This is a genomic window from Bradyrhizobium sp. CCBAU 11357, from assembly GCF_028128865.1.
In the GTDB taxonomy this organism is placed as follows: domain Bacteria; phylum Pseudomonadota; class Alphaproteobacteria; order Rhizobiales; family Xanthobacteraceae; genus Bradyrhizobium.
The window spans coordinates 129336-154950 of sequence record NZ_LBJW01000004.1; the positions used below are offsets into that span (position 1 = coordinate 129336).

General features: G+C 64.7%; 23 protein-coding genes. 15 read left to right on the top strand and 8 right to left on the bottom strand.

Features of this window, described 5'->3' with window-relative positions; genetic code table 11:
* Positions 1-80 precede the first annotated feature (80 nt).
* The gene (secA, locus tag XI05_RS00880; RefSeq protein WP_271497979.1) at positions 81-2921 is read left to right on the top strand and encodes a preprotein translocase subunit SecA; all 2841 of its coding nucleotides are present in this window, start codon (positions 81-83) and stop codon (positions 2919-2921) included.
* 228 nt (positions 2922-3149) lie between these two features.
* Here secA and XI05_RS00885 read toward each other — a convergent pair whose 3' ends face one another.
* Complete coding sequence (locus XI05_RS00885) at positions 3150-3593, bottom strand: MarR family winged helix-turn-helix transcriptional regulator (protein ID WP_172786530.1); 444 nt, start codon at positions 3591-3593, stop codon at positions 3150-3152.
* Between the two features lie 179 nt (positions 3594-3772).
* On the opposite strand from XI05_RS00885, the gene XI05_RS00890 reads away from it, so the two are divergent.
* The 7 genes from XI05_RS00890 to XI05_RS00920 all read left to right on the top strand — a co-directional run bounded on the left by XI05_RS00890 (position 3773) and on the right by XI05_RS00920 (position 11339).
* A complete protein-coding gene (locus XI05_RS00890; RefSeq protein ID WP_271497982.1) occupies positions 3773-4957 on the top strand; it encodes a substrate-binding domain-containing protein in 1185 nt (394 codons plus the stop codon).
* A 165-nt stretch (positions 4958-5122) separates the two neighbouring features.
* A complete protein-coding gene (locus tag XI05_RS00895) occupies positions 5123-6637 on the top strand; it encodes an amidase (protein WP_271497985.1) in 1515 nt (504 codons plus the stop codon).
* A 36-nt stretch (positions 6638-6673) separates the two neighbouring features.
* On the top strand, positions 6674-7531 hold the full coding sequence (locus XI05_RS00900; protein WP_271497989.1) for a branched-chain amino acid ABC transporter permease: 858 nt from the start codon (positions 6674-6676) through the stop codon (positions 7529-7531).
* 2 nt (positions 7532-7533) lie between these two features.
* Positions 7534-8751, top strand: a complete 1218-nt coding sequence (locus tag XI05_RS00905; protein ID WP_271497992.1) for a substrate-binding protein — start codon at positions 7534-7536, stop codon at positions 8749-8751.
* Positions 8752-8826: 75 nt separating this feature from the next.
* Complete coding sequence (locus tag XI05_RS00910; protein WP_271497995.1) at positions 8827-9930, top strand: branched-chain amino acid ABC transporter permease; 1104 nt, start codon at positions 8827-8829, stop codon at positions 9928-9930.
* Positions 9920-10651 (top strand): ABC transporter ATP-binding protein, encoded by a 732-nt coding sequence (locus XI05_RS00915; protein ID WP_271497998.1) that lies wholly within the window; start codon positions 9920-9922, stop codon positions 10649-10651. The genes XI05_RS00910 and XI05_RS00915 overlap by 11 nt, the downstream gene beginning before the upstream one ends.
* On the top strand, positions 10644-11339 hold the full coding sequence (locus XI05_RS00920; RefSeq protein ID WP_271498001.1) for a branched-chain amino acid ABC transporter ATP-binding protein: 696 nt from the start codon (positions 10644-10646) through the stop codon (positions 11337-11339). The genes XI05_RS00915 and XI05_RS00920 overlap by 8 nt, the downstream gene beginning before the upstream one ends.
* A 787-nt stretch (positions 11340-12126) precedes the next feature.
* On the opposite strand, the gene XI05_RS00925 is transcribed toward XI05_RS00920, so the two are convergent.
* The 4 genes from XI05_RS00925 to XI05_RS00940 form a co-directional block, all read right to left on the bottom strand.
* Entirely contained in the window at positions 12127-13656 is a 1530-nt protein-coding gene (locus XI05_RS00925) for a L,D-transpeptidase family protein (RefSeq protein WP_271498003.1), read from the bottom strand.
* A 485-nt stretch (positions 13657-14141) separates the two neighbouring features.
* Positions 14142-15104, bottom strand: coding sequence for an acetyl-CoA carboxylase carboxyltransferase subunit alpha (locus XI05_RS00930; RefSeq protein WP_271498006.1), 963 nt, complete (start codon positions 15102-15104; stop codon positions 14142-14144).
* 302 nt (positions 15105-15406) lie between these two features.
* Positions 15407-16363 (bottom strand): site-specific tyrosine recombinase XerD, encoded by a 957-nt coding sequence (xerD, locus tag XI05_RS00935; RefSeq protein ID WP_271498009.1) that lies wholly within the window; start codon positions 16361-16363, stop codon positions 15407-15409.
* A 17-nt stretch (positions 16364-16380) separates the two neighbouring features.
* A complete protein-coding gene (locus XI05_RS00940) occupies positions 16381-16527 on the bottom strand; it encodes a hypothetical protein (RefSeq protein ID WP_035669499.1) in 147 nt (48 codons plus the stop codon).
* 173 nt (positions 16528-16700) lie between these two features.
* On the opposite strand from XI05_RS00940, the gene XI05_RS00945 reads away from it, so the two are divergent.
* The 3 genes from XI05_RS00945 (at position 16701) to XI05_RS00955 (ending at position 19880) form a co-directional block, all read left to right on the top strand.
* A complete protein-coding gene (locus tag XI05_RS00945; RefSeq protein WP_172786751.1) occupies positions 16701-17324 on the top strand; it encodes a shikimate kinase in 624 nt (207 codons plus the stop codon).
* Positions 17321-18460 (top strand): 3-dehydroquinate synthase, encoded by a 1140-nt coding sequence (aroB, locus tag XI05_RS00950; RefSeq protein WP_271498011.1) that lies wholly within the window; start codon positions 17321-17323, stop codon positions 18458-18460. The genes XI05_RS00945 and aroB overlap by 4 nt, the downstream gene beginning before the upstream one ends.
* Before the next feature lie 67 nt (positions 18461-18527).
* Positions 18528-19880, top strand: a complete 1353-nt coding sequence (locus XI05_RS00955; RefSeq protein WP_271498013.1) for a hemolysin family protein — start codon at positions 18528-18530, stop codon at positions 19878-19880.
* On the opposite strand, the gene XI05_RS00960 is transcribed toward XI05_RS00955, so the two are convergent.
* Positions 19877-20155 carry a BolA family protein gene (locus XI05_RS00960; RefSeq protein WP_193760624.1) on the bottom strand — a complete coding sequence of 93 codons (279 nt, stop codon included), beginning with the start codon at positions 20153-20155 and terminating at the stop codon, positions 19877-19879. The two genes, XI05_RS00955 and XI05_RS00960, sit on opposite strands and share 4 nt — an antisense overlap.
* A 118-nt stretch (positions 20156-20273) precedes the next feature.
* Between XI05_RS00960 and XI05_RS00965 the strand changes: the two genes are divergently transcribed.
* Positions 20274-20903 (top strand): J domain-containing protein, encoded by a 630-nt coding sequence (locus XI05_RS00965; protein ID WP_036014711.1) that lies wholly within the window; start codon positions 20274-20276, stop codon positions 20901-20903.
* A gap of 208 nt (positions 20904-21111) precedes the next feature.
* Here the strand turns inward: XI05_RS00965 and XI05_RS00970 are convergent, their stop codons facing one another.
* A complete protein-coding gene (locus tag XI05_RS00970; RefSeq protein WP_271498015.1) occupies positions 21112-22206 on the bottom strand; it encodes a citrate synthase/methylcitrate synthase in 1095 nt (364 codons plus the stop codon).
* A gap of 76 nt (positions 22207-22282) precedes the next feature.
* On the opposite strand from XI05_RS00970, the gene XI05_RS00975 reads away from it, so the two are divergent.
* Positions 22283-23503 (top strand): citrate synthase family protein, encoded by a 1221-nt coding sequence (locus tag XI05_RS00975; protein ID WP_271498018.1) that lies wholly within the window; start codon positions 22283-22285, stop codon positions 23501-23503.
* Between the two features lie 18 nt (positions 23504-23521).
* On the opposite strand, the gene XI05_RS00980 is transcribed toward XI05_RS00975, so the two are convergent.
* The gene (locus XI05_RS00980) at positions 23522-24451 is read right to left on the bottom strand and encodes a LysR family transcriptional regulator (RefSeq protein WP_271498021.1); all 930 of its coding nucleotides are present in this window, start codon (positions 24449-24451) and stop codon (positions 23522-23524) included.
* Positions 24452-24575: 124 nt separating this feature from the next.
* Here XI05_RS00980 and XI05_RS00985 point away from each other — a divergent pair, with 124 nt between their 5' ends.
* Both XI05_RS00985 and XI05_RS00990 read left to right on the top strand, forming a co-directional pair.
* Positions 24576-25178: an NADPH-dependent F420 reductase gene (locus XI05_RS00985; protein ID WP_271498024.1), complete on the top strand. Its 603-nt coding sequence runs from the start codon at positions 24576-24578 to the stop codon at positions 25176-25178.
* 43 nt (positions 25179-25221) lie between these two features.
* Positions 25222-25596, top strand: a complete 375-nt coding sequence (locus tag XI05_RS00990) for a nuclear transport factor 2 family protein (RefSeq protein ID WP_271498027.1) — start codon at positions 25222-25224, stop codon at positions 25594-25596.
* Positions 25597-25615: the final 19 nt, after the last annotated feature.

A 25615-nucleotide genomic window follows, 5' to 3' on the forward strand; every position in this document is an offset into this window, starting at 1 on the left:
GCGTCACGGTGAGTTGATAGGCAGGCGGGGAACAACTTCTTGGGCCCAACGCGGTTATATCGCGAACACAGGAACTAGGCATGATCGGCGCGCTCGCCCGCAAGTTTTTCGGCTCCGCCAACGACCGGCGGGTGAAGGGATATCAGTCCCGCGTCAACGCGATCAACGCGCTGGAGCCTGAGCTCGCCAAGCTCTCCGACGAGGCACTCAAGGCCCGCACCGCGGAATTCAAGCAGCAGCTCGCGAACGGCAAGACGCTCGACGACTTGCTGGTCCCCGCCTTCGCCACCGTACGCGAGGCCGCCAAGCGCACGCTCGGCCAGCGGCATTTCGACGTCCAGCTGATCGGCGGCATGGTGCTGCACGAGGGCGACATCGCCGAGATGAAGACCGGCGAAGGCAAGACGCTGGTCGCAACGCTTGCGGTGTATCTGAACGCTCTCGCCGGCAAGGGCGTCCACGTCGTCACCGTCAACGACTACCTCGCCCGCCGCGACTCCGGCTGGATGGGTCAGATCTACAGTTTCCTCGGCATGACCACCGGCGTCATCGTGCACGGCCTCGACGATGCCGAGCGCAAGGCGGCCTATGCCTGCGACATCACCTACGGCACCAACAACGAATACGGCTTCGACTATCTCCGCGACAACATGAAGTACCGGCTCGAGGACATGGTCCAGCGGCCGCACTTCTTCGCCATCGTCGACGAGGTCGACTCCATCCTGATCGACGAAGCGCGCACGCCGCTGATCATCTCCGGTCCGCTCGACGATCGCTCCGACTTCTACAACACCATCGACGGCTTCCTGCCCAAGCTCGACAAAGCCGACTACGAGGTCGACGAGAAGCAGCGCACGGTGACGCTGACCGAAGGCGGCATGGAGAAGATCGAGACGCTGCTGCGCGATGCCGGCCAGCTCAAGGGCGAATCGCTCTACGACGTCGAGAACGTCTCCGTCGTGCACCACATCAACCAGGCCCTGCGCGCCCACACGCTGTTCACGCGCGACAAGGACTACATCGTCCGCGACAACGAGGTCGTCATCATCGACGAATTCACCGGCCGCATGATGCCGGGCCGCCGCTATTCGGAAGGCCTGCACCAGGCGCTGGAAGCCAAGGAGCACGTCCAGGTTCAGCCCGAGAACCAGACGCTGGCCTCGATCACCTTCCAGAACTACTTCCGCATGTACGAGAAGCTGGCGGGCATGACCGGCACCGCCGCGACCGAAGCGGATGAATTGTTCGACATCTATAAGCTCGAGGTCGTGGAGATCCCGACCAATCTGTCGATTGCGCGCCTCGACGAGGACGACGAGGTCTATCGCACCCACAAGGAAAAATATCAGGCCATCCTCGCCGAGATCGAGCGGGCCAATGCGCGGCTGCAGCCGGTGCTGGTCGGTACCGCCTCGATCGAGAAGTCGGAAGTGCTGGCCGAATTCCTCAAGAAGAACGGCTACAAGCAGATCGATTTCGGCAAGGAGGGCGCGCTCGACAAGCTCTATGCCGCCGCCCGCGCCGGCAAGCCGGCCAAGCTGTTCGCGGTGCTGAACGCGCGCTTCCACGAGCAGGAAGCCTATATCGTCGCCGAGGCCGGCGTGCCCGGCGCGATCACGATCGCCACCAACATGGCCGGCCGCGGCACCGACATCAAGCTCGGCGGCTCCCTGGAGATGCGCATCCAGCAGGAAACGGCCGGCATCACCGACGAAGCCGAGAAGGCCAAGAAGATCGAGCAGATCAAGGCCGACATCGAGCATTTCCGCGACATCGTGCTGAAGGCCGAGGAGACCGTCGAGGTAGAGCCGGCCAAGGGAAGCAAGCCCGCCAAGACCGTGAAGAAGCCCGGCGGCCTCTACATCATCGGCTCCGAGCGCCACGAATCCCGCCGCATCGACAACCAGCTGCGCGGCCGTTCCGGCCGTCAGGGCGACCCCGGCCGCTCGAAGTTCTTCCTGTCGCTGGAAGACGATCTGATGCGCATCTTCGGCTCGGATCGCCTCGACAGCATGCTGCAGCGTCTCGGCCTGCAAGAGGGCGAGGCCATCATCCATCCCTGGATCAACAAGGCGCTGGAGAAGGCGCAGCAGAAGGTCGAGGCGCGCAACTTCGACATCCGCAAGAACCTGTTGAAGTTCGACAACGTCCAGAACGACCAGCGCAAGGTGATCTTCGATCAGCGCGTCGAGCTGATGAAGGACGAGAGCGTCGCTGAGACGGTCGCCGACATGCGCCACGCCTTCATCGACGACCTCGTCGCCAAGCACGTGCCCGAGCATGCTTATGCCGAGCAGTGGGACGTCGCGGGTTTGAAGGACGAATTGAAGCGCGTGCTCGATCTCGACCTGCCGGTCGACGAATGGGCCAAGGAAGAGGGCATCGCCGACGAGGAGCTGCTCAACCGCATCGAGACCAAGGCCGACGAGCACATGGCGGCGAAGGTCGCGCAATGGGGTCCCGACGTGATGCGTTACGTCGAGAAGACCATCCTCTTGCAGACGCTCGACCATCTCTGGCGCGAGCACCTGATCATGCTCGACCATCTGCGCCAGGTCATCGGCCTGCGCGGCTACGGCCAGCGCGATCCCTTGCAGGAGTACAAGACCGAAGCCTTCAATCTCTTCCAGGAGATGAGCGCTCACTTGCGTGAGGCGGTCACGGCGCAGCTGATGCGCGTCGAGATCGTCCCGCCGGAGCAGGAAGCCCCGGTGCTGCCGCCGATGGAGGCGCACAAGTTCGATCCGAACACCGGCGAAGATGAGATGGCCCTCGCCAGCGTCACCCTCGGCGCCCAGGCTACCGACGCTGCGCTGCGCGATCCGAAAAACCCGACGAGCTGGGGCAAGGTCGGCCGCAACGAGGACTGCCCGTGCGGTTCCGGCAAGAAGTACAAGCACTGCCACGGGCGGTATGCTTAGCGGCTAGCTACGCGGGCGCGAGGCGCGATTCTCGCGCCTCATTCTCCACTGTCGTCGTCCGGCTCGACCGGGCGACCCGGTACGCCGCGGCTCCTCGGCCCAATCACATCCGTCTCTGGAATACTGGATCGCTCGATTTTGATCCGGCGATGACAGCTATGGGCGTGGCGCAAAGCGCGCGCCAGATCGTCGGCTGGTTGCGTTACTCTCAGGCGAGAGCCGCGCCCCTCAATTCGAGCTATCGATCAAGCTCTCCAGCAGCCGCTTCAATTCGCTCGTCGATTTGTCGCCGTAGCTCTCCAGGATGTGCTCCTCCTGGTCGACCGCGAGCGAGTTGAGCTTCTTGCACAGCACCTTGCCGCGGTCGGAGATGAACATCAGCACCTTGCGGCGGTCGTTCGGGTCCTGCACGCGATAGACCAGCGTGTCGGAGACCATGCGGTCGATCATCTTGGTCAGCGTCGGATGGTTGAGCAGCACGGCGTCAGCAAGCTCGCCCATCGAATGGCCTTCGCCGTCCGACAGCACTTTCAGGATGCGCCATTGCTCGACCGGCACGCCTTCCTTGCTCAACCGCAATTCGAGCTGCCGGTTGATCTCCCGGTTGGCTTGCGCGAGCAGGTAGGCGAGATGTTCGGTGATCGGGGAGTTTTCTTTCGACGGTTTTGCCACGGCTAAGACTTCGTCTTGACCCAAATGAGTGAATGTCTTGCAAACAATGCTGCATCTATATGCACTTCAATTCTTGAATATTCAATATTTTCAAAATAGGATCATTGCCCAACAAAAGGGCGGAAGCCGCGGCCGCCTGCTCAATGTGCTTTCAAGTCTGGTCTCAGACAGGAGTTGGCGTGCACGCGACGGTAAACTTCCCGGCTCACGGCGGTCCGGCGTTGCCGCCGTCCTTGCTGTTCAGGAATTTGTCGTCATCGGCGGCGGATTTCGACCTGTCTCCGGTCGATGCGCATTTCATGAGGCGGCGCGGCGCGCGCAGCAAGCTGCGCATCGGCAATTTCCTCACCTTCACCGGCTCGCCCGGGATCTGGGGCCCGACCTCCACCAACAGCGCGATGCTGGCGGTTGCCGAGATCAACAAGCGCGGCGGCATTCTCGGCCGCGAGCTCGAACTGTCGATCTACGATTCCGGCGGACCGATCGAGGAGGTGGTGCGCCGTGCCGAGCAGGCGATTGCACTCGACGAGGTCGACCTCATCATGGGCTCGCATATCAGCGCAGTCCGCGTCGCGCTGCGCAAGGTCACCGGCAACCGCATCCCCTACATCTACACGCCTGTCTATGAGGGCGGCGAGCGCACGCCGGGCGTCATGGCGATCGGTGAGACGCCGCGCTGGCAGAGCCGGCCGGCGATCCATTGGCTCGCGGACGTCAAGAAGGCGGCGCGCTGGTACCTGATCGGCAGTGATTACGTCTGGCCCTGGCAGTCGCATCGCGCGGTCAAGCGCTACATCAAGGAGGCGGGCGGCCAGGTCGTCGGCGAGGAGTTCGTACCCGTAGGCGAGGACAATCACGAGCCGCATCTGGCGCGCATCCGTGCCGCCAAGCCGGATGTGGTGCTGATCTCGCTGATCGGCACCGACAGCATCACCTTCAACCGCGCCTTCGCCGAAGCGGGCCTTGCCACCTCGACGCTGCGGCTTGCAGGTGCGATGGACGAGACCGTGCTGCTCGGCATCGGCGCCGACAACACCGAGAATCTGTTCTGCGCCTCCGGCTATTTCAACGGCCTGGTCTCGCGCGCCAATGACGAGTTCCTCGGTGCCTATTATTCCATGTTCGGTGCCAACGCGCCGCCGGTCGGCTCCGTCGGTCAGTCGAACTATGAGGGGCTGCGCTTCCTGGAATCCGTCGCCAACCGTGCCGGATCATTGGCCTTTCGTCCGCTGCTGAAGGCCGCGCGGAACACCGTCTACTCGGCGGGTCGCGGTCCCGTAACGCTTCGCGACGGCCGTGCCGAGATGCCGATGTACCTCGCTGAAGCCGACGGTCTCGACTTCAGGATCATCAAGACGCTTTGAGAGGCGCCTGCAGATACGCCGCAGCGGACTTGCGAAATAATACTTGAAAAGGAAAATATTTCCGTCTGTAATATCGATGTGAAGCCGGTTGGCCCGCGCCGTGAAGGCGCGAGCGAGAGGCTTCCGTCCAATGCCAGGGATCAAGAAGCCTTCAAGGAGAGCGCCGTGACAGTTGCCCTTCCCACGCCAGCCCAACTTCGCAGTGTCGCCGAGCAGTGCGGACTTTCGCTCACCGATGATGACGTCGCCTCGTTCCGCGGTCTCATGCAGGGCTCGATCGAAGCCTACAATCTCGTTGCCGCGATGCCAGACGAATTGCCCGAGGTGAAATATCCGCGCACGCCGGGCTATCGGCCCTCGGCCGAAGAGAACCCGCGCAATGCCTGGTATCGCAAGTCGACCGTGAAGGGCGCCGCCAGCGGCAAGCTCAAGGGCAAGACCGTTGCACTGAAGGACAACATCATGCTGGCTGGCGTGCCCATGACCAACGGCTCGTCGACGCTGGAAGGCTATGTGCCCGATTTCGACGCCACCATCGTCACGCGCATGCTGGATGCCGGCGCCGAGATCAAGGGCAAGGTGCATTGCGAGCATTTCTGCCTGTCCGGCGGCAGCCACACCGGCTCCTACGGGCCGGTACACAATCCGCACAAGATGGGCTACTCGGCCGGCGGCTCGTCGTCGGGATCGGGCGTCGTGGTCGCGCTCGGCGAGGTCGACATGGCGATCGGCGGCGACCAGGGCGGCTCGATCCGCATGCCGTCGTCGTTCTGCGGCATTTACGGCATGAAGCCGACCTGGGGCCTCGTTCCCTACACCGGCATCATGCCGATCGAGATCTATGTCGATCACACCGGCCCGATGACCGCGACCGTCGCCGACAACGCCCTGTTGCTCGAAGTGCTCGCCGGTGACGACGGCTACGATCCCAGGATCAAGGCCCCGAAGGTCGAGGAATACACCAAGGCGCTCGGCCAGGGCGTCAAGGGCATGAAGATCGGCATCCTCAAGGAGGGTTTCGAGCAGCCGACCGCCGAGTCTGCGGTGAACGAAAGCGTGCGCGAGGCCGCAAAGCGCTTCAAGGATCTGGGCGCCACTGTCGAGACCGTCTCGATTCCGATGCACCTCATGGGCGGAGCGATCTGGACTCCGATCGGCACCGAAGGCCTGACCCAGACCATGATGTTCGGCGATGGCTACGGCCTCAGCCGCGGCGATCTCTATTCGACCTCGCTGATGGATTTCCATCGCGGCTGGCGCCGGCAGGCCGACTCGCTGTCCGAGACCACGAAGCTGTTCATGATGCTCGGCACCTACATCAACAACAATTTCGGTCCACGCTTCTACGGCAAGGCGCTCAACATCTCGCGCCGGCTGACGGCGGCCTATGACAAGGCCTTTGCGGATTACGATCTGCTGCTGATGCCGACCACGCCGATGAAGGCGACCAAGCTGCCGGAGCCCAATGCCAGCCGCGAGGACTACGTCGCCCGTGCGCTCGAGATGATCTCGAACACCGCGCCGTTCGACATCACCCATCATCCCGCGATGTCGCTGCCCTGCGGCATGGTCGACGGCCTGCCGGTCGGCCTGATGCTGGTCGGCCGCATGTTCGAGGAATCCACCATCTACCGCGCCGCCCATGCCTTCGAGCAGATCGGCGACTGGAAGAAGATGTGAACGAGGGACTAGTCCAGACGAACGGAACACCACCACATGGCTAACGCGTTCGTCGCAGCGTTCGAAATCCTGAGCTTCGGTGCGATCATCGTCCTGATCGTGCTGGGGCTCGGGATCATCGCCAGCATGATGGGCATCTTCAACTTCGCGCAGGGCGAGTTCGTCCTGCTCGGGGCGTACATCACCTATCTCGCTTATGCCAAGGGCCTGCCGATCTGGGCGGGCATGGTGGCAGCGCCCTTCGTGGTCGGCGCTCTCGGCTTCGTGCTGGAGGCGCTGATCATCCGGCGATTCTACGCCGCGCCGATCGTTGCCATGCTCGGCACCTATGCGCTCGGCCTGATCATCCGCGAGATCGTTCGCGGGCTGATCGGCGGCTTCTATCTGACCGTGCCGGAGCCGATCGGCGGCTCGATTGACATCGGCGCCATGCACATCTCGGCCTGGCGCTTCACCATCATCGTCATCACGCTGCTGGTGATGGGCCTCTGCTATCTGCTGCTGTCGCGCACCAGCTTCGGCCTGCGCGTGCGGGCGACGCTGGAGAACCCGTCGCTGGCGCGTGCCTCGGGCATCTCAACGCCGCTGATCTACGGCGCCACCTTTGCCTTTGGCGCGGCGCTCGCCGGCCTTGCCGGCGCGCTGATCGTGCCGGTGTTCAGCCTGTTTGCCGATCTTGGCCTGCGCTTCCTGATCCAGGGCTTCGTCGCGGTCATGGTCGGCGGCGTCGGCTCCTTCATCGGCCCGGTCGCCGGCGCCGGCGTCATCGGCACGCTGAGCGCGGCGCTGCCCTGGGTGATGGCGCCCGTCGTCGCCGACGTCCTCGTCTTCGTCCTTGCCATCGTCTTCATCAAATTCCGTCCGCAAGGTCTCATCGCTGGAAAAGGGGTTTAGTCATGTTCGATCGTACGCAGCTTTCACGCCGCCGCTTTCTCTCCAATTTCGCCTTTGCATCGGGCGCGGTCGCAACCGGCGTCGGCAGCTGGGTGATCCCGGCGCCCTGGGCCAATGCGGCCGAGACGCCGATCAAGGTCGGCATCGCCACCGACCTCACCGGCCCGATCGCCTATGCCGGCAACGCCGATGCCAACGTCGCGAAAATGGTGATCAAGGAGATCAACGGAGCCGGCGGCCTGCTCGGCCGCCCGCTCGAGCTCTACATCGAGGACACCGCATCCAACGAATCCGTCGCCGTCGGCAACGTCCGCAAGCTGATCCAGCGCGACAAGGTCGACATGGTTCTGGGCGGCATCACCTCGTCGATGCGCAACGCGATCAAGGACCCGATCGTGGCGCGCGGCAAGACGCTCTACATCTATCCGCAGCTCTACGAAGGCAAGGAGTGCACGCCCTATCTGTTCTGCACCGGCCCGACCCCGGCGCAGCAATGCGACGAGTTCATCCCCTGGCTGATCAAGAACGGCGGCAAGAAGTTCGCGCTGCCTAGCGCCAACTATGTCTGGCCGCATACCCTCAATGTCTACGCCCGCAAGGTGATCGAGGCGAGTGGCGGCGAGGTCGTGTTCGAGGAATATTACCCACTCGACCAGGTCGACTTCTCCGCGACCGTCAACCGCATCATCTCCAACAAGGTCGACGTCGTCTTCAACACCGTCATCCCGCCCGGCGTCGGACCGTTCTTCAAGCAGCTCTATGAAGCCGGTTTCCTCAAGAACGGCGGACGTCTCGCTTGCGTCTACTATGACGAGAACACGCTCAACATCAACCAGGCTGCCGAAATCGAGGGCCTCGCCAGCTGCCTCGATTATTTCAAGGTGCTGACCAAGGAGAACCCGTTCGACGCCAAGATCCAGGCGGCCTATGAGAAGGATTTCCCGGGCAACTTCCTGTTCGCGGCCGGCAGTGCCGCCACCGGCACCTATCGCGGCCTCAAGCTGTGGGAAGCCGCAGTGAAGGAAGCGGGCAAGATCGACCGCGACTCGGTCGCCGCAGCGCTCGACCACGCCAAGATCGCCGAAGGTCCGGGCGGACCCGCCGAGATGGTCCCCGGCAAGCGGCACTGCAAGATGAAGATGTACACCGCCGTCGCCAAGAGCGGAAACTACGAGATCGTCGGGCGCAGCAACGGTCTCGTCGATCCCAAGGAATGCTGAATCTTCACTCTCCCCGCTGGGGAGAGTGAACCCGCCGTCATTAACGTGGCTGACTCTCACGATGTTTAACTCGGAATGCTGAAGCCGATGAGTGTGGTAAGAGAGGCCATCGTCGCCGACGCGGACGACGAAGCGGATGGTGCGATGGCTGAAGGCGCAGCGGCGGAACAGGCCAATGGCCGCGTCAAGGCAGGACGAAAAATCCTGCCCATCGTCGAGGGCATTGTGCTCGTTGCGGCGCTGTTCGCGCCGCTGGTGCTGCAGGACTATCTCACGGTATTCGCGACGCGCGTGGTCATCCTCGCGCTGTTCGCGCTGTCGTTCGACCTGGTCTGGGGCTATGCCGGCATCATGAGCTTCGGCCAGGCCCTGTTCTTCGGCTCGGCCGGCTACGGCGTCGCCCTGCTCGCGCGCGACCTCGGCATCACCAACATCTTCCTGGTGCTGCCGGCGGGCACGCTGATCGGCCTCACCTTCGCGCTGCTGCTCGGCGGCTTCCTGCTGCTGGGACGGCACCCCTCCAGCGTGATCTTCGTCTCGCTGGGCACGCTGACCGGCTCCTACGCCGCCGATCGTCTGGCGCGCGGCTGGTATTATCTCGGCGGCCAGAACGGCATCCCCTCGATCGCGCCGATGTCGCTTGGGTCTTACGACTTCACGGAAGGACCGGCCTTCTATTATCTCGTGCTCGGCATCCTCGTCGTGGTCTATCTGCTCTGCCGCTTCCTGGTGCGCTCGCAGTTCGGTCTGGCGCTCGCAGGCCTGCGCGAGAACGAGCAGCGCATCGCCTTCTTCGGCTACAAGGCGCAGCACCTGAAAGCGATCATCTTCACCATCGGCGGGGCCATCGCCGGTCTCGCCGGCAGCCTCTATGCCTTTCACGAAGGTTTCGTCTGGCCCAACATGGTCGGCGTCGTGGTTTCGACCCAGGTCGTGCTTTACGTCCTGTTCGGCGGCTCCGGCACGCTGATCGGCGCCGTCATCGGCACCGTGATCGTCGAGGGCGTCAGCTTCTGGCTCTCGGACAACTACCGCGACATCTGGCCGATCATCCTCGGCCTGCTGCTCCTGCTCGTGATCCTGTTCCGGCCGCTCGGCCTGATCAGTTTTGTCCTTGGCGAGCGCGAACGGGTCGGCAGCTTCGGCTCCCGGATCAAGGAGAAGCACAATGCTCCTTGAAGCCGCGGGTATCAAGAAAGTCTTCGGCAAGCTCACCGCGCTCGACGGCGCGGCCCTCACGGTCGGCGTGAACGAGTTTCACGGCCTGATCGGCCCGAACGGCTCGGGCAAGAGCACATTGATGAAGTGCATCGCCGGCGCCGAAGTGCCGACCCAAGGCAAGGTGTCCTTCGTCAACACCGATATCACCGCGTTCACGCCGACCGAGCGCGCCCGCGCCGGCATGAGCCTGAAATTCCAGATCACGTCCGTGCTGCCGTCGCTGACGCTCTACGACAACATCCTGCTCGCGCTGCAGGCGCAGTGCTCGCTGTTCGACCTCGTGTTCTCGCGCACGCGCGGCGCGCTGCACGATCAGGTCATGACCATGCTGAGGCAGTTCCGCCTCGCCGACCGCGCCTTCGATGCGGCCGCCGCGCTGTCGCACGGTCAGCAGCAATGGCTGGAGATCGCAATGGCGCTTGCCGGCAAGCCGAAGCTCCTGCTGCTCGACGAGCCCACTGGCGGCATGAGCCTGGAGGAGCGCCGCGTCACCGGCGAGCTGCTGCAGCCGATCAAAAAACATTGCTCGCTCGTCATCGTCGAGCACGACCTCGATTTCATCCGCGACATCTGCGACCGCCTCACCGTGCTCGACCAGGGCAGGGTGCTGGCAACAGGCACGGTGTCCGAGATCCAGGCCAACACATCCGTCCAGGAGATCTATCTGCGCCGTGCCTGAATTTTTGGACATCAAGCATCTCGACGCCGGCTACGGCCGCAGCCAGGTCCTGTTCGACGTCAACCTCGGCATTCCCTGGCGCGGCGGCGTCGCCGTTCTCGGCCGCAACGGCGCCGGCAAGACCACGCTGATGAAGACCATCGTCGGCGAGCTGCCGGCATGGAAGGGCGAGGTCGCCTTCGATGGCCGTGACATCAGTCGCCGCGCCACCCAGGAGCGCGTCCGCGCCGGCATCGGCTACGTCCCGCAGGAGCATTCGGTATTCGCGCGCCTGTCGGTGCGCGACAATCTCGCGGTCGGCTCGCTCGCCAGCAAGGACGCATCCGCAATCGACCGCGTGCTGGCCATCTTCCCGAAGCTCGGCCAGCGCCTCGACCAGCCCGCCGGCACGCTCTCCGGCGGCGAGCGCAAGATGCTCGCGATCGGCCGCGCCATGCTGGGCGATCCAAAACTGCTGCTGCTGGACGAGCCGACCGAAGGCGTCTGGATCGGCGTCATCGAGGAGATCACCGAGCGCCTGATCGAACTCGCCAAGACCATCGCCGTCATCATCGTCGAGCAGCACCTCGACCTCGCGCTCCGCGTCGCCGACTACGCCTATGTGCTCGACCGCGGCCGCGTCGCGCTGCAGGGCGAAGCGGGCGAGGTGCGGGGCAATCCGGAGCTGATGCGCTATCTGGCGCCATAGGGAGGCGCGTGAAGCGCTCTCACATCGACCTCGCCTGTCATGCTTCGCGAAAGCGGGGCATCCAGTACGCCGCGGCCTCTCGATCGATAACGACGGCCTCTGGAATACTGGATTCCCCGCTTTCGCGGGGAATGACAGCGGAGACTGGTGGTGGCGTCGAATCCCCGATTCAATTGTCAAACAACCGAACGTGACATCGCGATCCCGCAGCGCATTGCGCCCGGGTTTTGCTTAGCTTCTGGCGCCCCTTCGAGTCGGAAGGGCGCAGGGAAGGCCGGGTACCGGCTGGCACCCGCGAGCCCCTGTGCATGATGCGTAAGTAGACGCTCACAGGGGAGACACAGGTGCAGCCCGATAACCGGCCTTCCCTGCGCAGTGGTTTGACGGCTTATGTCGCGCTCTCCCCGGGGAGCGTTGCACTTTTGCCCCCGTCGCCTCGCCAGATCGCTGATGTAGGCAACCCGGTCGGGCACCCACACCACCGCGGAGACTTGACGCCAGCCTGCGGGCGCCAGGACCACACGATTTTGCCGTACGCTGGCCCTGCTTCGCCTTTCGGCCTCGCAAGGGCACGGCAGCGCCGTCGTACCACGCCCGCTGATCGCTCACGGGGACTACCCGCCCTGCGACCGCCTCTGGCGCCAACGCCGCCCGCGTCCACCGCAACCCACCCCACGAACCGTGACGATCGCGACCCGCCCCTTCCGGAGGGATGAGATGGGCGGGAGGATAGGGTGTTTCGGGGGTTCGGGTAAAGAGAATTTTTATTTATCCGAAGTGGCGTGCCTTACTTCACCGCAGAGAACCGGCTGTCGAACGAGTTCGACTGCACCACCGGCGCGGCGCCGGCCATCATCGGGGCATTGTCACCCGCGCCGTCCGAGACCGACGGCTTCAGCGCCGGGCGCGTTGCGGCAAGGCGGGCGTCTGGCTTCGGCGGCTCGGCAGGCTTGGCGGCCGCAACGGCCGGCTTCGGCGTATCCTTCGCCGCTTCCTTTACTGAATCCTTGGACTTGTCCTGCCCCGGCACGAAGCGAGTCACGGCGGCCTTGAGTCGCGAGGCGGCCGTCGCCGGCGTCGTGGACGTCTGAGCGGCCGGGGCCATGGAGGCGGTCGCCTGCGGCGCCGGCGTCGTGGTTGCGGTGGTATCGGCGGTACCGAGCCCCATCTTGCGGCCGAGATTGGAGAAGAAGCCGCCGGATTTCTCGCTCGGAGCTGCTGCGGCGACGCGGGTGCTTGAGGCAGGGGCGCTGGCGGCGACCACCGGCTCGTCCCGCGGCGCAGGTGCGCTTGCCACCGCATCGAAGTTCGGCTTGGGCGGATTGACGTGGCCGGGGATCGTGCCCGGCGCCTTCGCCATCGCCAGCATCTGCAGCGTGGTGCCTTCGGCGCCCTCGGACAAGCCGGTCGAGCCTTCCGGAATCTTGGCGGCGAACACCTTGTTCATGCCGCCATCGATGCCGGTGTTCATGCGCGCCACCGGCGTGCCCTTGGCGACCAGCCTTGCGTATTCGGTTTCGTCCTTGGCCTGCTTCTCGCGCACGGCGCTGGCGATCTCCTCGGGGATCACATAGGCCGGGCACTTGGCCGAGGCGTCGAACACCGGATCGCGCTTGGCATCCGCGGGCTTTGCGGCATCGAAGACGTACTTCTTCTCGCAAAAATCGACCTTCGGCTCCTGCCGCGTCACCTCGAAATGATCATAGCCTTCCTTGATCATCTTCCAGAAGGCCATGTTCGGATTGTTCCGGTGCTTGGCCATGTTCACCGGCGTCATCTTGAACGGATAGGCCTGCAACTGGAACGCCTTCTGGCCGCCGAAGAAGGACTCGCGGCCGAGCGAATAGATCTCCGCGATCTGCTCGTCCGTCATCGCGTAGCAACCGCGCGAAGAGCAGTCGCCGTGCACCATCAGCTGCGAGCCGGTGCGGCCCAGCGCCTTGTCGAAGGCGTTGGGATAGCCGGTGTTGAACGAGAGGTAATACGCCGATTGCGGATTCATCTGGCCCGGGTTGATCGAGTAGAATCCTTCCGGCGCCTGGCGGTCGCCCTCGCGCACCTTGGGGCCGAGATCGCCCGACCAGCGGCAGATCGGATAGGTCTTGAGCAGCGCGAACTGGCCGTTGCGGGTCTGCTTCCAGACCTCGAGCTCGGCCTCCTGCTTGAACAGGCGGACCAGGATCGGCGATTGCAGGTCCATGTCCTTCTCGGCCATCGCGGCGATCAGCTTCGGCGGCACCGGCTGATTGGCCTTGGCATTGGTTGCGAGCGAGACCTGATCGGTGTCGCAGCCGGACAGCAGAACGCCGGCCGTCATCAGCGCAACCGAAGCCAAGAGCGCGCGAGCAAGCGAACGAGAAATCAAGATGGACCCCACACCGTGCCGGGCATTGAAGCGCAAACCCCAATTCTTCCGAAGCGCAATCCGACCGGAAAACCGACCCGCCGAGACGGGCCCGGTCAGACCCCGCTCCAGCGCTTATGCCCTGAAGCCATTGATTAAAATTCTAACCTCTGGGTCATGTGGTCGCAACCCGAGCGGGGATCACGAGGGCGTTGGCCCAAAGGTGTGGTCAACAGAGACTTAAACTGGGCCGTAACTTGGACTTTGCAGCCAAACCGTCACTGAGATCGCCGATTTGGGCAAAAAAAGGGTTAATGCGGGGTTACCGGGGAGCTCTCCGAACAGTCTCGTAGGGTGGGCAAAGGCGCGAAGTGCCGTGCCCACGAGCCGTTGGTACGGTCGGGAATGGTGGGCACGCTTCGCTTTGCCCACCCTACCGTGACCGGAATCGAGGCGAATCAGCCCAGTTTGCGGCCGATATCGAGGAATTTCTGCCGCCGCTGCTTGCGGATGGCATCCCCATCAAAGTTCCGGAGCTCATCGAAGGCCTTGGCGATGGCTTCCCCGGTGGTGGCGATCATGGCGGCGGGGTCGCGGTGGGCGCCGCCGACCGGCTCCTTCAGGATGGCGTCGATCACCCCGAAGCGGAGCATGTCCTGGGCGGTGATCTTCATGTTGTTGGCGGCTTCCTGCGCCTTGGTGCCGTCGCGCCAGAGAATGGAGGACGCCGCCTCCGGCGAGATCACGCTGTAGATCGCGTGCTCCAGCATCAAGACCTTGTTGGCGGTGGTGATGGCGATGGCGCCGCCCGACATGCCCTCGCCGGTGATGATCGCGACATTCGGCACGGTCAGGGCAAGGCACGCATCGGTCGAGCGCGCGATCGCCTCGGCTTGTCCGCGCTCCTCGGCACCGATGCCGGGATAGGCCCCGGCGGAATCGGCGAGCGACAGCACCGGCAGGCCGAAGCGCTCGGCCATCTCCATCAGCCGCACGCATTTGCGATAGCCTTCCGGCCGCGCCATGCCGAAATTGTGCCGGATCCGGCTGTCGGTGGAATCGCCCTTTTCCTGGCCCATCACGCAGATCGGCTCGCCGCGGAAGCGGCCGAAGCCGGCGACCAGCGCCTCGTCCTCGCCGAACTTGCGGTCGCCGGCGAGCGGGGTGAACTCGGTGATCAGGCCCTTGATGAAGTCGTTGAAATGCGGCCGCTGCGGATGCCGCGCGACAAGCGTCTTCTGCCACGGCGTCAGGTTCGCATAGAGGTCGGCCAGCGCCTGCGCCGCCTTGTCCTCGATCCGTCCGACCTCGTCGCTGATGTCGGTGCCGGTGGCGGCAAGCGCGCGCAATTCGTCGACCTTGGAGTCGAGCTCGGCGACGGGCTTTTCGAAGTCGAGGTAGCTGCGCATCTGGTCTTGCATCAACTCAATATAAGGGGACGGGGCTCGAGAAGCGAAGCGAGTTGGAGCTGCGGAAAGAAGTGTAGCGTCTTCAAGGAGTTGGCTTGTGTGCTCGTGGCGGTCGGCCAAATCAGTCGAGGCCCCGGCTCTTTCCGCGGAGATCTGGCCGAAGTCAAGGCGGTTCGTTTACCTCTCCCGCTTGCTGGAGAGGTCGCGCCGAAGGCGCGGGTGAGGGCTATCTCCTCTTGGGGAGTGTCCCTTCGTGGAGACACCCTCTCCCCAACCCTCTCCCGCAAGCGGGAGAGGGAGCGCACCTCCCGAACCTACTTCTCCGCCAGCGGGTGCAGGTCGCGCACCAGGCTCTTCAGCCGCTCCTCGACCACATGGGTATAGATCTGGGTCGTCGAGATGTCGGTGTGGCCGAGCAGGGTCTGCACGATGCGCAGGTCCGCGCCGTTGTGCAGCAAATGGCTGGCAAAGGCGTGGCGCAGCACGTGCGGGGAGACCAGCCGGGCCTGCAGACCGGAGGCGACCGCAAGCTCCTTCAAGTCGCGGGCAAAATGCTGGCGCGTCAGATGTCCGCTCTCGCCGAACGAGGGGAACAGCCATTTCGAGGCTGCCACGCTGTTCTTCTTGTCGGCCTTTGCCGCTTCCGTCGCGGCGAGATAATCCGCCATCGCCTGCCGCGAGGCGTCGTTGAGCGGCACCAGTCGTTCCTTGTTGCCCTTGCCGCGCACCACGATCATGCGGGCGTCGCGCTTGGCCGCCGAGCGCGGCAGTGCCACCAGCTCGGAGACGCGCAGGCCCGTGGCGTAGAGTACCTCGAGCAGGCAGTAGAGCCGCAGCGCCCGCAGCCGCCTGGAGGGCGAGACATCTTCCGCCTCGCTCAATTCCTTGGCGCGGCGGAGCATGCGGTCGACGTCGGCGATCGACAGCACTTTGGGCAGGCCGCGGCCGCGCTTCGGACCTGACAGGATCGCGGCGGGATCGTCGGTGCGGATGCGCTCGTTCAGCAGGAAACGATAGAGGTGCCGCATCGCGGACAGCCGGCGGGCGACGCTGGTGGACTTGAAACCGCGGGTGTCGAGGTCGGCGAGATAGTCGCGCAGCGTCTGGGTCTGAGCATCGAAGAATGTATGGCCGACCCGGCCCAGAAATTCGGAGAAGTCGGTGAGGTCGCGGCGGTAGGCGTCGAGCGTGTTGGGGCCGGCGCCCTGTTCCGCTGCGAGCATGTCGAGGAACAGGCCGATGAGCTTGGCGTCTGAGGGCGGGTTGCGCATGCCCTGGAGGCTAGCTCCTATTTCTTGAGAAATTTGTCCGGCGGGATCGTCACCGTCATTTCCCGCGGCTTCGGATTGACGAAGTTCGCCAGCGCGAAGACCACGCCATAGACGATGCCGGCGATCACAGCAACGACCGTCAGGAAGCGGAACAGGCTCGGCATCGTTCGGGAGTCTCGGGTAGGGGCTCGGCAGCCAAATTAACCAATGAAATCATCCAACATGTTCGCCGTTTCGTGGCAAGAGTCCTCTGGCGAGGGCCCCCATGGGGTCGTATAGGTGGCCAAAGCGTGCCGCATCTGGCGGCAGTTTGAGCGAGATCCAGTCGAGCGAGACAATGTCCGACGCCGCGTTGCCGCTTCCAGCATCGCCCGAGGCCGACATCCTGTCGGCGCTCGGGGCGCGCTCGATCGTGCTCGTCGGCATGATGGGGGTGGGCAAGTCCACCATCGGCCGGCGCCTCGCGGCCCGACTCAAGCTGCCCTTCGTCGACGCCGACACCGAGATCGAGGCGGCGGCCGGCATGACCATACCAGAAATCTTCGAGCGTTACGGCGAAGCGCATTTCCGCGAGGGCGAGACACGGGTGATCGCGCGGCTGCTCGACGACGGACCCGTGGTGCTGGCAACCGGCGGCGGCGCCTATATGCGCGAGGAGACGCGGTCCCGCATCGCCGCCAAGGCGGTCTCGATCTGGCTCAGGGCGGACCACGACGTCATCATGCGCCGCGTCCGCCGCCGTGCCGACCGTCCGCTGCTCCAGACTGCCGATCCGGAAGGGACGGTGACGCGCCTGCTCACCGAGCGCGAGCCGGTCTATGGCAAAGCCGACCTCACCATCGCCTCGCGCGACGTGCCCCACGACAAAATCGTCGAGGAGTGCATCGAGACGCTGCGTGCTCATCTCTGCGGCGAGCAGTCCGCCCCACCACCTCAAGACGTCGCGAGTGCGTTAAGATGACGGTGCCGTTGCATTCCGATCCTGTCAACGTCGGCGTCGCGCTGGAGAATCGCGCTTATGACATCGTCATCGGCCGCGGCGTGCTGGCCTCGCTCGGCGAGCGCATCGCCGCTCTGCGTCCCGGCGTGCGCACGGCCATCGTGACCGATCGCACCGTCGCAAAACACTGGCTCGAGCCGACCGAAGCCTCGCTCGCCGCCGCCGGCATTCCGACCTCGCGCATCGTGGTCGAGGAAGGCGAGATCTCGAAAACCTATGCCGGCCTCGAAAAGGTCAGCGAGGCCCTGATCGCCGCAAAAATCGAGCGCAACGATCTCGTCATCGCGCTCGGCGGCGGCGTGGTCGGTGATCTCGCCGGCTTTGCCGCGGCGATCCTGCGCCGCGGCGTCGATTTCGTGCAGGTGCCGACCTCGCTTCTCGCTCAGGTCGACTCGTCCGTCGGCGGCAAGACCGGCATCAATTCGCCGCAGGGCAAGAACTTGCTCGGGGCCTTCCACCAGCCGGTGCTCGTCATCGCCGACACCGCCGTGCTCGACACGCTGTCGCCGCGTCAGTTCCGGGCCGGCTATGCCGAGGTCGCCAAATACGGCGTGCTGGGCGACGAAGCCTTCTTCTCCTGGCTGGAGAAGAACCATGCCGACATCGTCAAGGGCGGCTCGGCCCGCGAGCATGCGATCGCGACCTCCTGCCGCGCCAAGGCCGCAATCGTCTCGCGCGACGAGCGTGAAACCGGCGAACGCGCGCTGCTCAACCTCGGTCACACCTTCGGCCATGCGCTGGAGGCGGCGACCGGATTCTCGGACCGGCTGTTCCACGGCGAGGGCGTCGCCATCGGCATGACGCTGGCGGCGCAGTTCTCCGCGAAGCTCGGCATGATCGGCGCGGCCGATGCCGCACGTGTCGAGCGTCACCTCATCGAGGCCGGCCTGCCGACGCGCCTGCAGGACATCGCGGGCTTTGCGCAGGAAGGGCTTGCCGACGCCGACGCGCTGATGGCCCTGATGGCGCAGGACAAGAAGGTCAAGCGCGGCAAGCTCACCTTCATCCTGCTGGAGGCGGTGGGCCGCGCGGTGATCGCGAAGGATGTCGAGCCGGCGCCGGTGCGCGACTTCCTGAAAGAGAAGCTCGCGCAGTGATGGCGGGACCGTTCAGATCGGCCGCCCGCGAAACGGCGGGGAATGCCGGGGCGGTCGCGAGGCAAACATGAGTTCGATCTCGATCAATCTTCTGCTTGCGGCCCTCCTGCTCGCTGCCAACGCGTTCTACGTGGCGGCGGAATTTGCGCTCGTGAAGAGCCGCGGCTTCCGCGTCAAGGCCATGGTCGAGCAGAACCGCTTCGGCGCTCGCCTGCTGCAGACCATGATGGGGAATATCGAATCCTATCTCGCCTGCTGCCAGCTCGGCATCACCATGGCTTCCCTCGGTCTCGGCTGGATCGGTGAGCCGACCGTGTCGGCGCTGCTGAGCCCTGTTCTCAGCCCGCTCGGATTGTCGGAGGCCACGCTGCACTTCACCTCGTTCGTAGCGGGCTTCCTGGTCTTCTCGTCGCTGCACATCATCATCGGCGAGCAGGTGCCGAAGACGCTTGCGATCAGGGAGCCGATGCCGGTGTCGCAGTGGATCGCGTACCCGCTTCATGTCTCCTATCTGGTGTTCTATCCGCTGAGCTGGTGCCTCAACACGGCCTCGAGTGCGATCCTGCGCCTGATCGGGGTCCAGGAGTTTTCGCAGCACGAGATCCTGACCGATTCCGAGATCGAGGGCCTGGTCGAGGAATCCGCCGTGCACGGCAAGATCGAGAGCGGCGAGGCCGAGTACATTCACAACGTCTTCCGCCTCGGCGAGCTGACGGTGTCCGACGTCATGGTTCACCGCACCGCCATGGTGATGATCAATGCCGACCTGCCGCCGGAGGAGCTGGTGCGGGAGGTGCTGGCCACCGAATACACCCGCATCCCGCTGTGGCGCGACAAGTCGGAGAACATCATCGGCATTCTGCACGCCAAGGATCTGTTGCGGGCCATCCGCGCGTCGGAGGGCGAGACCTCGCGCATCGACGTCTCCACCATCATGCTGCCGCCCTGGTTCGTGCCGGAGATGCGGCCGATATCCCAGCAGCTCAAGGCGTTCCGCCGTCGCAAGACCCATTTCGCGCTCGTCGTCGACGAGTATGGCGAGGTTGAAGGCCTGGTGACGCTGGAAGACATTCTGGAGGAGATCGTCGGCGATATCTCCGACGAGCATGACGTGGTGGTGGCCGGCGTGCGCCGCCAGCCCGACGGCTCCGTTGTCGTCGACGGCTCGGTGCCGATCCGCGACCTCAACCGCGCCATGGACTGGCATCTGCCCGATGAAGAGGCAACCACGGTCGCCGGCCTGGTCATTCACGAGGCGCGCTCGATCCCCGACCGCGGCCAGAGCTTCACCTTCCACGGCTTCCGCTTCCGCGTGCTCCGCCGCGAGCGCAACCGCATCACCGCGCTCCGTATTTCACCGGTGCCGCGCGAGGCCGAGCTGGAGGAGGCCAAGCCGAGACGGGCCGGGACGTCGTTCTAACCTTCCCCCGGCGCCTGCGCATTGATCGCGAGCGCGTGCACGCTGCCGGCAAGTTCCGCGGCGAGCGCCGAATTTATCATGCGATGACGGTCGACCCGGCTCTTCCCTTTGAAGGCGGCAGACACGATATACACACGGAAGTGCGTCTCGCCGCCCGCCCGATGGCCGGCGTGGCCCTCATGCAAATGTGACTCGTCGACGACTTGCAGGCTTTCGGGCGTGAAAGCTTCCTGCAACTTGTTGCTGATAGTGTCTTTCATAGCCATGTGTGCCATTAAGGTGCGCGGTCGCACCCCGTCAATACCCGGACGTCCAGGCTCGTCGCGACCGGGTGCTCAGCGAAATGCAATGTCAAGACTTGAAGGTTTTTGCATTGCGTAGTCAAAGTCAGCCATGCCGATCGATTCATCAAAGTTCTTCGACTCCATCCGCGTGAAGCCGCGGGGCAAGCAGCCGGAAGTGAAGCCGCGCGACACCGCGGTCAATTGCGAGTGGGCGGGCTGCGCCAACAAGGGCTCGCACCGCGCGCCCAAGGGCCGTGAGAACCAGCGCGAGTATTGGCACTTCTGTCTCGACCACGTGCGCGAGTACAACCAGAACTACAATTTCTTCTCCGGCATGAATGCCGAAGCCGTTGCGCGCTACCAGAAGGATGCGCTGACCGGTCACCGCCCGACCTGGAAGATGGGCGCCAATGGCGGCAAGAAGGGCGCGGAAGAGATCGACATGGCGGCCGATCCTTTCAGCATGTTCTCCGAGATCAACGGCCGCGCCAGCTGGCGCAAGGGCCCCGAAGCGGAGCCCAAGGCCGAGACGCGCAAGGTGATGAACGCCGAGCGCAAGGCGCTCCAGGTCATGGGCCTCGGCCCCAGCGCGACGCTCGCCGACGTCAAGACCAAGTACAAGGCGCTGGTGAAGCAGCACCACCCCGACGCCAATGGCGGCGACCGCTCCACCGAAGATCGCCTGATCGAGATCATCAAGGCGTATAATTATCTGAAGACGGTGGTGCGCGAGGCGTAAGGGCCGCGGCATTCTCCGGTGTTGTCCCGGCTTTCGTGGCGACGACAGTGTCGTAGGGTGGGCAAAGCGACTTGTCCGCCATAGCTCGAAGAGCGACGGCGGAAGCGTGCCCACGCGATTTTTGCGATCGAGAGAGATGGTGGGCACGGCGCAATTGCGCCTCTGCCCACCCTACGATTCCCGGACTCGCGGAGAGATCCGCGCTACCTCACCCTTCCGGCATCGCCCCGACATAGGACGAGCTCGGCCGGATCAACCGCCCGGTGCGCTGCTGCTCGCGCGCGTGTGCAGTCCAGCCTGCGCTGCGCGCGACCGCGAAGATCGGCGTGAACGCCTGCCGCGGGATCGTCAGCGCATCGAGCAGGATCGCGGTGAAGAATTCGACGTTCGTCTCCAGCGGCCGGTCCGGATTCTTCTTGCGCAGGGCGCTGCGGATATAGGCCTCGACCTCGCCGGCAAACGGCAAATCGGTGCCATTGGACGCCAGTGCCTCGACCGCGGTCTTGAGCACGTCGGCGCGCGGATCGCGCACGCGATAGACGCGGTGGCCAAAACCCATCATCCGCTCGCCGCGGGCCAGCGCCGCATCCACCCAGGGCTGGATGCGCTCGCGCGAGCCGATCGCGTCCAGCATTTCCAGCACCGGCTCCGGCGCGCCGCCATGCAGCGGACCGGTCAGCGCGCAATAGCCGGCGGTGACGGCGGCAAACAGATCGGCCTGCGTGGAGGCCACAACGCGCGCGGTGAAGGTCGAGGCGTTCATGCCGTGGTCGCTGGCGGTGACGAGATAGGCGTCCAATGCCGTGACCTCGCGCGAAGCAGGCGAACGCCCGTGCAGCATCCGCAGCGTGTCGGCGGCATGGCTCACGTTGGGATCGGGCGCGACCGGCTCGAGCCCCTTGGCACGCCGCACCAGCGCGCCCGCGATCACCGGAAATGCGCCGACGATCGTCGCCTCGTGCTCCAGCCCGGGCTCGGCGCGAAGCCCGGCGACGGCCGCACGGAACCCGTCGATGATGCCCATGCCGCGCGTCGCAGGCAGCAGGTCCGGCAGCCGCGCGAAGGCGCGCTCGCGCGCTGCACCCAAGCTCGCCCGCACATTGGCCTCAGTAAGGGTGGTCTTGCTGGCGCCGTTCCAGAGCCGGGCGGTGACGCCCTCGAAGCTCAAGATAGCGGCGAGCCGTCCAACATGCTCCCCGGCAATGATGAGCTCGCCGCGCTCGCCATCGACATGGCTCAGCACGGTCTCGGCCGCGGGAACGCCGTCCAGCCCGATCTGGCTTTTGGTGAGGTGGATGTTCATGGCCCAAATCTCCTGTTCACGGAGGATAAGGTCAGGCCTCTCGACACGTTGATCAATCTTGATTACATAAATCAATATGAAAAATTCCGATGGGCTGTACCTCTCCGCCCGGGAAGCCGCCGCCGAGCTCGCGATCTCCCCGGCCACCCTCTACGCCTATGTCAGCCGCGGCCTGATCCGCTCCGAGCCGACGCCGGATTCGCGCAAGAATCGTTATCGCGCCGAGGATGTCCGTGCCCTGAAGGAGCGTCGCGTGCCGTCGCCCGAGCCGCGCGGCCTGCGCAGCTTCGATGCCGACCTGCCGGTGATGGACACGGAGATCTCGACCATCACCGAGGAGGGCGCGATCTACCGCGGCGTCAATTGCGTCGATCTTTCAGAGAACGACACGCTGGAGCACACGGCGACGCTGCTGTGGGATGTCGCCGACGTCGATCCGTTCGATCCGGATAATCAGCCCGAGATGTCCGAGGAGATGCGCACGATCGCGGCGGCCGCGCGCCGGGCGGCGCCGATCGACCGCGCCATCGCCGTGCTGGCGCTGGCGGCCAGCGCCGATCCCCGTGCCTTCACCCGGGCGCCCGATGGCCGCGCCATGGTCGGCGCGCGGATCGTCCGCCTGCTGGTTGCGACCATGCTCAATGCGGAACCCTCGGCCGAGCCGCTGCATCAGCAGGTCGCGCGCGCCTGGGCGGCGGACAACAAGCACGCGCCCGATCTGATCCGCCGCGCGCTGGTGCTGCTCGCCGATCACGAGCTGAACGCCTCGACCTTCACCGCGCGCTGCGCCGCTTCCACCGGCCTCAACCTTTATGACGCCGTCATCGCCGGCCTCGCCGCGTTGAAGGGGCCGAAGCATGGCGGCGCCGGCGTCCTGGCCTCGCAGCTCGTCAGGACGCTGGTCGACCGCGATGTCGCGCCTGTTGTGCGCGAGCGCGTCGCGCTCGGCGAGCGCTTTGCCGGCTTCGGACACGGCGTCTACAAGCGCGGCGATCCCCGTGCGCAATCGCTGCTGAATGCGCTGTCGCGCGCCGGCGCACCGCGCAAATTCACCAAGGAAGTGCCGGAGCGGATCGCGGAAGCCACCGGTGAGTTCGTCAATATCGACTACGCGCTCGCCGTGCTGGTGCACGCATTGCGCCTGCCCGCCGGCAGCGAGCTCGCGCTGTTCGCGATGGCCCGCAGCGTCGGCTGGATCGCCCATGCCAGCGAGCAATTGCAGTTCGGCAAGCTGATCAGGCCGCGGGCAAGGTATGTGGGACCGGCGCCGGGGCGGCGAGCGGGGGCCGCGGAGTAGAATACTTTGCCGGTCCCGTTAGCTCAGGCTTCCGGCGAAGCGTTCGGCGAGCCTGTTTTTCTTGAATGCGTCGGCAACCCAGTCCACGAAGACTCTCGTCTTCGTGGGCACAAGCTTGCGCGATGCGTGGTAAATCGAGATTGCGCCTGCGTCACAGTACCAACGTGGCACCAGGCGGAGCAGCGACCCGTTTTCGAGCGCGGGAAGAATGTCGGCGGTGGCAAGCATGGCAACGCCCAGCCCCAACAGTGCCGCCTCGCGCATCGCAGCGGGATCGTTGACCACGATCGACTCAGATAGTGGGGCTTGAACTTCCCGCCCCGAAACATCGCGCATCGACCAGTGCCGGACGCGTCCCGTCTGCAGCGAGCGCATGACGATGCCATCCAGTGCGGCCAGTTCGTCCGGCCTGGTCGGTGATGTTCGCCCGGACATGTAGGCTGGAGACGCCACGGCGATGATGTGTGCTGGCGCGAGGGTGCGACCGACAAGACCGGGCAACAATTCGAATCCACCTCCGATCGCGGCGTCATAGCCTTCGCCGACCAGATCGACCTGACGGTTCTCGAAGTGCCACTCAGGCCGGACCTGCGGGTAACGGGCCAGGAAGCCGGGAAGCAGTGGCAGGATATGGGCTGTGCCGAATGTCGGCGGCAGGCTTATCTTGAGAACGCCCGCCGGCTCCTCGCGTCCGGTCGATGCTCCGGCGATCGCGGCCTGCAGTCCCTCAAGATGGCCGGCGATGGCTGTGCGAAACGTCTCGCCGGCCTCGGTGAGCGTCAGCTTCCGTGTCGAACGATGAAATAGTCGGACGCCGAGATTGCGCTCCAGTATGGCGACGTTGCGGCTGACGGCTGCCGGAGTCAGCAAAAGGCGCCGGCCAGCCTCCGAGAAGCTGCCGCACTCAGCGCTGCGAATGAATGATTCCAGGTTGGCCAGTGTTTCCATGGGCTCATTTGCAAGTGATCGTTGAAAATCTTACGAGCAATATCCTCCTAATCAAAGGGCAATGTTTGGGCCATCTGTAGGCCACCGATCAGCTCGCCTGATCCCAAACAGCTCGGAGCATTCCATGTCCACCATCGGCATCATCGGCGCAGGCAATATTGGCCGCGCAATCGCCCAGACACTGGCGCGCAATGGCATCGCCGCGACCCTGTCCAACAGCCGCGGCCCGGACAGTCTTAGGACGACCGTGGCCGAGATCGGTCCGCTCGTGATCGCCGGCACCCGCGAGGAAGCTGCGGCCAAGGATATCGTCTTCGTCGCGGTCAACTGGTCGAAGCTGCCTGATGCGCTTGCCGGCCTGCCGCCGTTCGGCGGGCGCATCGTCGTTGACGCCAACAATCCGATCGAGGCGCCGCTGTTCAAGCCGGCGGAGCTCGGTGGTCGCGCCTCGTCCGAAGTCTTCGCCGATCTGGTGCAAGGTGCGCGGGTGGTGAAGGCGTTCAATCATCTCTTGGCGCAGCTCCTCGCAACAGACCCGGCGAGCGAGGGCGGCAAGCGCGTGCTGTTCTACTCGGGCGACGACGCTGATGCGAAGGCAAGTGTCGGCGCGCTGATCGACCGGCTCGGATTCTTTGGCATCGATCTCGGTTCGCTCGCGGTCGGAGCCAGGCTGACCCAGTTTCCGGGCGGTCCGCTTCCGGCGCTGAACCTGGTCAAGTTCGGTTGATGGCTTCGAGGATGTTCTCCAACAAGATGAGAAAGGCTGCGAGATGACCACCAATGATATCGATTTCGACCTACTTCTACGGGCCAATTTGGAGCGCGTGTTCAACGAGCGGGACGAGGACAAGCGGCGGGCCGCCATTGCCGAGTTGTTCGTTGAAGAGCCCGTCATGTACGAGCCGACGAACATCGTTCGGGGACGCCTGGAGATATCGCGGGTCGCCGGAGAGCTTCTGAAGCAGTTCGGACCGACATTCAGCTTCGTACCCGATGGCGTTGCGGTCGGGCATCATGGCTTGGCGCGTCTGGCCTGGCATGCCGGACCCGAGCAAGGCCCTATTGCAGTGACCGGAGCCGACGTGGCCGAAGTCGAAGGTGGAAAAATCGCACGGCTCTGGGTGTTGCTCAATTCGCCGCAGTGAAAACAAGTCGTGCTGCCGA

Bases quoted from the DNA above. Each gene is read 5' to 3' on its own strand.
- secA (WP_271497979.1), top strand. From the start codon at position 81: ATGATCGGCGCGCTCGCCCGCAAGTTTTTCGGCTCCGCCAACGACCGG.
- XI05_RS00900 (WP_271497989.1), top strand. From the start codon at position 6,674: ATGGCTAACGCGTTCGTCGCAGCGTTCGAAATCCTGAGCTTCGGTGCG.
- XI05_RS00905 (WP_271497992.1), top strand. From the start codon at position 7,534: ATGTTCGATCGTACGCAGCTTTCACGCCGCCGCTTTCTCTCCAATTTC.
- XI05_RS00910 (WP_271497995.1), top strand. From the start codon at position 8,827: ATGCTGAAGCCGATGAGTGTGGTAAGAGAGGCCATCGTCGCCGACGCG.
- XI05_RS00915 (WP_271497998.1), top strand. From the start codon at position 9,920: ATGCTCCTTGAAGCCGCGGGTATCAAGAAAGTCTTCGGCAAGCTCACC.
- XI05_RS00925 (WP_271498003.1), bottom strand. From the start codon at position 13,656: ATGACGGCCGGCGTTCTGCTGTCCGGCTGCGACACCGATCAGGTCTCG.
- XI05_RS00930 (WP_271498006.1), bottom strand. From the start codon at position 15,104: ATGCAAGACCAGATGCGCAGCTACCTCGACTTCGAAAAGCCCGTCGCC.
- xerD (WP_271498009.1), bottom strand. From the start codon at position 16,363: ATGCGCAACCCGCCCTCAGACGCCAAGCTCATCGGCCTGTTCCTCGAC.
- XI05_RS00940 (WP_035669499.1), bottom strand. From the start codon at position 16,527: ATGCCGAGCCTGTTCCGCTTCCTGACGGTCGTTGCTGTGATCGCCGGC.
- XI05_RS00945 (WP_172786751.1), top strand. From the start codon at position 16,701: ATGTCCGACGCCGCGTTGCCGCTTCCAGCATCGCCCGAGGCCGACATC.
- aroB (WP_271498011.1), top strand. From the start codon at position 17,321: ATGACGGTGCCGTTGCATTCCGATCCTGTCAACGTCGGCGTCGCGCTG.
- XI05_RS00955 (WP_271498013.1), top strand. From the start codon at position 18,528: ATGAGTTCGATCTCGATCAATCTTCTGCTTGCGGCCCTCCTGCTCGCT.
- XI05_RS00960 (WP_193760624.1), bottom strand. From the start codon at position 20,155: ATGGCACACATGGCTATGAAAGACACTATCAGCAACAAGTTGCAGGAA.
- XI05_RS00965 (WP_036014711.1), top strand. From the start codon at position 20,274: ATGCCGATCGATTCATCAAAGTTCTTCGACTCCATCCGCGTGAAGCCG.
- XI05_RS00970 (WP_271498015.1), bottom strand. From the start codon at position 22,206: ATGAACATCCACCTCACCAAAAGCCAGATCGGGCTGGACGGCGTTCCC.
- XI05_RS00975 (WP_271498018.1), top strand. From the start codon at position 22,283: ATGAAAAATTCCGATGGGCTGTACCTCTCCGCCCGGGAAGCCGCCGCC.
- XI05_RS00980 (WP_271498021.1), bottom strand. From the start codon at position 24,451: ATGGAAACACTGGCCAACCTGGAATCATTCATTCGCAGCGCTGAGTGC.
- XI05_RS00985 (WP_271498024.1), top strand. From the start codon at position 24,576: ATGTCCACCATCGGCATCATCGGCGCAGGCAATATTGGCCGCGCAATC.
- XI05_RS00990 (WP_271498027.1), top strand. From the start codon at position 25,222: ATGACCACCAATGATATCGATTTCGACCTACTTCTACGGGCCAATTTG.